The following is a 5,492-nucleotide window of genomic DNA, read 5'->3' as shown; positions in this document are numbered from 1 at the left end:
GGCGTGCTGGCGGCGAAGGCTCGCAAGACCTTGCTGCTGACCGGCACGCTGATGGGCGGCTACGGCGATGATCTGTTCTACCTGCTGTTCCGGGCACTGCCAGGGCGGATGATCGAAGACGGCTACCGCCCGACCACGAGCGGCAGCATGACCTCGGCTGCGATGGCGTTCATGCGCGATCACGGCGTCCTCAAGGACATCTACTCCGAGAGCGCCGGCACGGCGCACAAGACGGCCAAGGGCACCAAGGTATCGGTGCGCACGGTCAAGGCTCCCGGCTTCGGCCCGAAAGGGGTCTTGCGTTGCATCCTGCCGTTCACCATATTCCTCAAGCTCAAGGACATCGGTGGCAACGTCCTGCCACCGTATGACGAGGAGTTTCGTGAAGTCCAGATGGACGTGGCGCAAGCTGCGGCCTACCGCGATTTGGCGGGTCGGCTGACCGCAGAGCTGAAACAGGCTCTGGCGCGACGCGATACGACCTTGCTGGGGGTGGTGCTCAACGTGCTGCTGGCCTGGCCGGATTGCTGCTTCCGGTCGGAGACCGTGGTGCATCCACGCACGCGCAACACCTTGGCGTTTGTCCCGGCTCAGTTCAATGAGTTCGAGATCAGCCCCAAGGAGCGTGAGCTGATCGAGATCTGCAGGCAGGAGAAGACACAGGGCCGCAAGGTTCTGGCCTACACGGTCTATACCGGCACGCGCGATACCACGTCGCGCCTGAAGGGGCTGCTGGAGCAGGAAGGCTTCAAGGTGGCGGTGCTGCGCGCAAGCGTGGATGCCAGCCGCAGAGAAGACTGGATCGCCGAGCAACTGGACCGTGGCATCGACGTGCTCGTCACCAATCCCGAGCTGGTCAAGACGGGGCTGGACCTGCTGGAGTTCCCGACGATTGTGTTCATGCAAAGTGGCTACAACGTGTACTCGCTCCAACAGGCAGCACGCCGCTCCTGGCGCATCGGGCAGAAGCAACCCGTGCGCGTGATCTACCTCGGCTATGCCGGTTCCTCGCAGATGACCTGCCTGGAACTGATGGCCAAGAAGATCATGGTCTCGCAGTCCACCTCGGGCGATGTGCCCGAATCGGGGCTGGATGTCCTGAACCAGGACGGTGATTCCGTCGAAGTGGCGCTGGCCCGGCAATTGGTCACCGCCTGATTTCCACGCCACAAGCCGGCCTAGCGCCGCCGGCTTTCTGTTCTTCCCACCTTGCAGCCCCGTCCGCGTTCTTCGTGGGCGGGGCTGCGTTTTTCTCTCATTCCAAAGTGTTCCCGTGAAGGCCGAGCGCTTGCCCAAGGCAGCAAACCGGGCACCACCCAGTTCGCATTCCTGGCTGACCGCACGGCATCGCGCCGCCAATGTATCGGCATCGCAACAGAAGAGCCGATGCCATGCCCGCCATCCATGTATCCCGGCGTCTGGTCGGCGCTGGTCTCCTGGCCGCTGCCCTGGCCAGCGGCTGCGCCACCACGACCGCGCCACTGGCACCAGACGCCATAGAGGAAATCGCCTCCGTTCCCCAACCCGAGGCACCCGAGTTCATTCCCGTCGTGCGCTATGGCCGCTACACGCTGGTTGAGCTGGCACCCTCGGCAGCGCAGCGTGACTTGCTGTTGCAGACCATCGATGTGTCCATGCCGGAGGATGCCCGTGCCACGGTGGGCGATGGCCTGCGGCATGTGCTCAAACGCAGTGGTTACCAGCTTTGCGAGATGGCCCACGCCGTGACCGAGTTGTATGCGCTGCCGCTGCCGGCGGCGCACCTGCATCTTGGCCCCATGACCTTGCGCGATGCGCTGCTTACCCTGGCTGGCCCGGCCTGGGAACTGCACGCGAATGACCGGGCACGGCAGATTTGCTTTGAGCAGGCTGGAGGCAGTGCGACCGCCGAGCACGCACACGAACCGCCTGCTGCCGAGGCGGTGCAGACGTTTCCGCTGATGCCTTCGGTTTCGGGAGGCCAGCCATGAATGCCGCGCAGTCTCCCCGTCGCCCGATCACCGCCATGATGTTGCAGAGCCTGATGTGGCTCTGGCTGATCGGCCTCAGCGTTTTCGTCGCTCTCGGCTACCAGGCGGTGAACGAGCAGGTCGACCAGGAGCTGCTTAATTCCCGCCTGCAACGTCTCGAAGCGCAGGCGGTAGGTCTGGCCGAGGCCATTGAGGCCATCCAGCAGCGTCCAACCGTCGCAACGGCGGCAGACCTTAAAGACACCCGCGAACTCCTGGAAGCACGCGCTGCCCAGGTCGAGACAACGCTGAGCGGCTATGCCGCTGCTGACGACCTTCAGACGCTGCGCACGGAGGTCGAGCAAATCAAGACGCGCCAGACCGTTGCGCGCACCGCAGCACCCGCTCAGCCGCGCACACCGCGCAGGCCCAACGCCAAGCCGGAACCGCTGCCACTGCCGTTCCGCATAGTCGGCGCCGAACTTCGCGCCGGCCAGCGCAGCCTGTCCGTCGCGCCGAGCAACGGGGACTTCACGCCCGACCAGCTTGAGGTGCTGCTGCCCGGCGATTCGCTCGGCCCATGGCGCTTACAGGCGGTCGAGGGCAATACCGCCGTGTTTCAGGCCGGCGACCAGACCCGTCGCGTGGCGATCCCTTGAGCTTAGGACACGACATGAAGCCAGCCATCATCTTTTCCGCGCTTCTGCTCGCGTCTGCCCAGTTGCCCACCTGGGCGCAGCAGCCGGCCACGGCCACCGCCGGCAATGCCCAGAGCCAGGAGCGTCCGCTGGTCACTCGCACCTTGACCGACAGGGTGGCAAGCGACTGGGGCCTGCAGCCGCAGGAGTGGACGCGCTATCGCGAACTGATGGATGGGCCGCTGGGCATCTACTCGCCCAACCTGGACCCGCTGTCCGCCCTGGGCATCGAGGCGCGCACCGACGATGAACGGCGCCGCTACGCCAAACTGCAGGTGCAGATCGAGGCGCGCCGTGTCGAGAAGCTGCTTGCCTACCAGCGCGCCTACGACGAGGCCTGGCAGCGCCTGAATCCCGGCATGCAGCGCGTGAACCTGCCTGACGACAAGCCCGGCGCCGGCACAAGCGCCAACCCCTTGCGCGGTTCAGGCCGCACGGCCGTGTTCGTCAAGGACGGCTGCGCGGCCTGCGGGCAGCTTGTGCAGCGCCTGCAATCCTCCGGCACCGAGTTCGACCTGTACATGGTCGGCAGCCGCCAGGACGACAGGCGCATCCGCGACTGGGCCAAGCGTGCGAACGTCGATCCGGCGCGCGTGCGCAGCGGTGGCATCACGCTCAACCATGATGGCGGGCGGTGGCTGTCGCTGAGCTTGCCCGGCGACCTGCCGGCGGTCGTGCGCGAGGTGAACGGCCAATGGCAGCGCCAGCCGTAACGGCCACCTCCGTTTCGCAGTGCTTGCGCGCACTGGCGCTCGTGGCGGGCCTGTGCGCCTGCGCCGCCCATGCCCAGGAGCTTCCGCCACCGGCTTACCAGCTTGCCGCACAGCGCGCAGGCATCCCCTCGACGGTGCTCTACGCCGTAGCCTTGCAAGAGAGCGGCATCCGACGCAATGGACGCATCGTCCCGTGGCCGTGGTCGCTCAACGTCGCTGGCCAGTCGCGTCGTTACGCAACACGCGCCGACGCCTGCGCCGGTTTGCAGCAGGCGATGCGCGCCACGCCGCACACGCGCATCGACGCGGGCCTTGGCCAGATCAACCTCGGCTACCACCAACAGCGCTACGCCAGCGCGTGCGACCTGCTCGACCCGTACCGCAATCTTTCCATCGCCGCTGAAATCCTGAAAGAGCAGCACACCACTGGCGAGGACTGGTTGCTGGCAATCGGTCGCTACCACCGTCCTGCGGGCGGAGAACCTGCCGCCCGTTACAGGCGGAGCGTGTCGCGCCACCTTGCCCGTGTGCAGGGCACGCACCCAACCACCGCGGCCCTCGCTGCGCGCCTGGAGACATCCCCATGACGAACCTCCCTCTGAGCAACTTCACGCTGAAGGGTCTGCTCATGCTGCTGGCGGCTCTGCCGCTGGCCTCGCGTGCCGGCGAGCCGCTGATCGTGGTCGAAGACCGTGGCGGCGCGTCGGCGCTGCCGTACTACGAGGCTCTGAACCTTCAGCCGCGCGCCGATGGTCCGGCCCGACCGCCCATCCCAATGCTCCCGGTGCCCGCCACGCCCATGGACGAGGCCGCGATGTTGCCGGTGCGCAGTGCCAAGCTCACGCCCGGCACCGTCGCGCGGCGGGTGATCGAAGCACCGGGCCTGCGGCCTTTCGTGGTCATCGGCGACGATGAGGCTTCGCAAGCCTGGCTGCGCCGCCATGCTACCTCGCTGCGCGAGCGCGGCGCGGTCGGCCTGGTGGTCAACCTCGAGACCGTGCAGGGCCTGGCACGGCTGCGCGCCCTGGTGCCGGGCGTACCCCTCGCGCCTGTGGCCGGTGACGAGCTGGCCGAGCGCCTGGCTCTGCGACATTACCCGGTGCTGATCACAGCCACCGGCATCGAGCAATGAAGCCATGTCGGGGAAACAGCCGGTCGAGGTTTTGCTGCGCCCAGCGGTGGAGTTCTATACCGTCGCGGCGTGTGCAGGCGCCGCGTTTCTGTCCCTGGTGGCCCCGTGGTCGCTCGCGCTGAGTCCGGCCATGGGCGTCGGCAGTGCGCTGGCGTTCTGCGCCTACGGTGCCATCCGCTACCGCGATGCCCGCGTCATCCTGCGCTACCGGCGCAACATTCGCCGCTTGCCGCACTACGTGATGACCAGCAAGGACGTACCGGTCAGCCAGCAGCGTCTATTCGTGGGGCGCGGGTTTCTGTGGGAGCAGAAACACACTCATCGGCTCATGCAGACGTACCGACCGGAGTTTCGCCTCTACGTCGAGTTGACGCCGGCCTACCGGCTGGCGCGCAGGCTGGAGGAACGGCTGGAGTTCGCGCCGTTCCCGCTGTCTCGGCTGCCCGCGCTCACGGGCTGGGATGTGTCTTTCAACCCGGTGCGCCCGCTGCCGCCTGTGGGCGGCCTGCCGCGCCTGCACGGCATCGAACCCGATGAGGTGGACGTCAGCCTGCCGCTGGGTGAGCGCGTCGGGCATTCGCTGGTGCTGGGCACCACGCGCGTGGGCAAGACGCGGTTGGCCGAGTTGTTCGTGACCCAGGACATTCGGCGCAAGAACGCCGACGGCGAACACGAGGTCGTCATCGTCATAGACCCCAAGGGCGATGCCGATCTTTTGAAGCGGGTGTACGTCGAGGCCAAACGCGCGGGCCGTGAGGGCGAGTTCTATGTCTTCCATTTGGGCTGGCCCGACATTTCCGCGCGCTACAACGCTGTGGGCCGCTTTGGGCGCATCAGCGAGGTGGCCACCCGTGTTGCAGGGCAGCTCTCCGGGGAAGGCAACAGCGCGGCATTTCGCGAGTTTGCGTGGCGCTTCGTCAACATCATCGCCCGCGCCCTGGTGGAACTGGGCCAGCGCCCGGACTACATGCTGATCCAGCGCCACGTCATCAACATCGAC

7 protein-coding genes are annotated in these 5,492 nt (G+C 66.7%); all 7 read left to right on the top strand.

The window, feature by feature from the left end:
* Nucleotides 1-1,158, top strand: a 1,158-nt coding sequence (locus tag BRO63_RS04600) for a C-terminal helicase domain-containing protein (RefSeq protein ID WP_143219449.1), incomplete at its 5' end; no start/stop codon positions are given.
* 233 nt (nt 1,159-1,391) lie between these two features.
* Nucleotides 1,392-1,970: a PFGI-1 class ICE element type IV pilus protein PilL2 gene (pilL2, locus tag BRO63_RS04595; protein ID WP_033981919.1), complete on the top strand. Its 579-nt coding sequence runs from the start codon at nt 1,392-1,394 to the stop codon at nt 1,968-1,970.
* Nucleotides 1,967-2,608, top strand: a complete 642-nt coding sequence (locus tag BRO63_RS04590; protein WP_088138665.1) for a hypothetical protein — start codon at nt 1,967-1,969, stop codon at nt 2,606-2,608. Before pilL2 ends, BRO63_RS04590 begins: the two co-directional genes overlap by 4 nt.
* A 14-nt stretch (nt 2,609-2,622) precedes the next feature.
* Nucleotides 2,623-3,360 (top strand): TIGR03759 family integrating conjugative element protein, encoded by a 738-nt coding sequence (locus BRO63_RS04585; protein ID WP_033981925.1) that lies wholly within the window; start codon nt 2,623-2,625, stop codon nt 3,358-3,360.
* The gene (locus BRO63_RS04580; protein ID WP_041025077.1) at nt 3,342-3,947 is read left to right on the top strand and encodes a transglycosylase SLT domain-containing protein; all 606 of its coding nucleotides are present in this window, start codon (nt 3,342-3,344) and stop codon (nt 3,945-3,947) included. The genes BRO63_RS04585 and BRO63_RS04580 overlap by 19 nt, the downstream gene beginning before the upstream one ends.
* A complete protein-coding gene (locus BRO63_RS04575) occupies nt 3,944-4,492 on the top strand; it encodes an integrating conjugative element protein (protein WP_033981931.1) in 549 nt (182 codons plus the stop codon). The genes BRO63_RS04580 and BRO63_RS04575 overlap by 4 nt, the downstream gene beginning before the upstream one ends.
* Nucleotides 4,493-4,496: 4 nt before the next feature.
* Nucleotides 4,497-5,492 (top strand): conjugative transfer system coupling protein TraD (traD, locus tag BRO63_RS04570; protein WP_143219448.1); only part of this gene is annotated, 996 nt, incomplete at its 3' end.

The sequence above is a fragment of the Achromobacter xylosoxidans genome (assembly GCF_002192695.1).
Classification (GTDB): Bacteria; Pseudomonadota; Gammaproteobacteria; order Burkholderiales; family Burkholderiaceae_B; genus Achromobacter; species Achromobacter xylosoxidans_C.
This window is presented reverse-complemented; position numbering and strand designations above follow the sequence as displayed.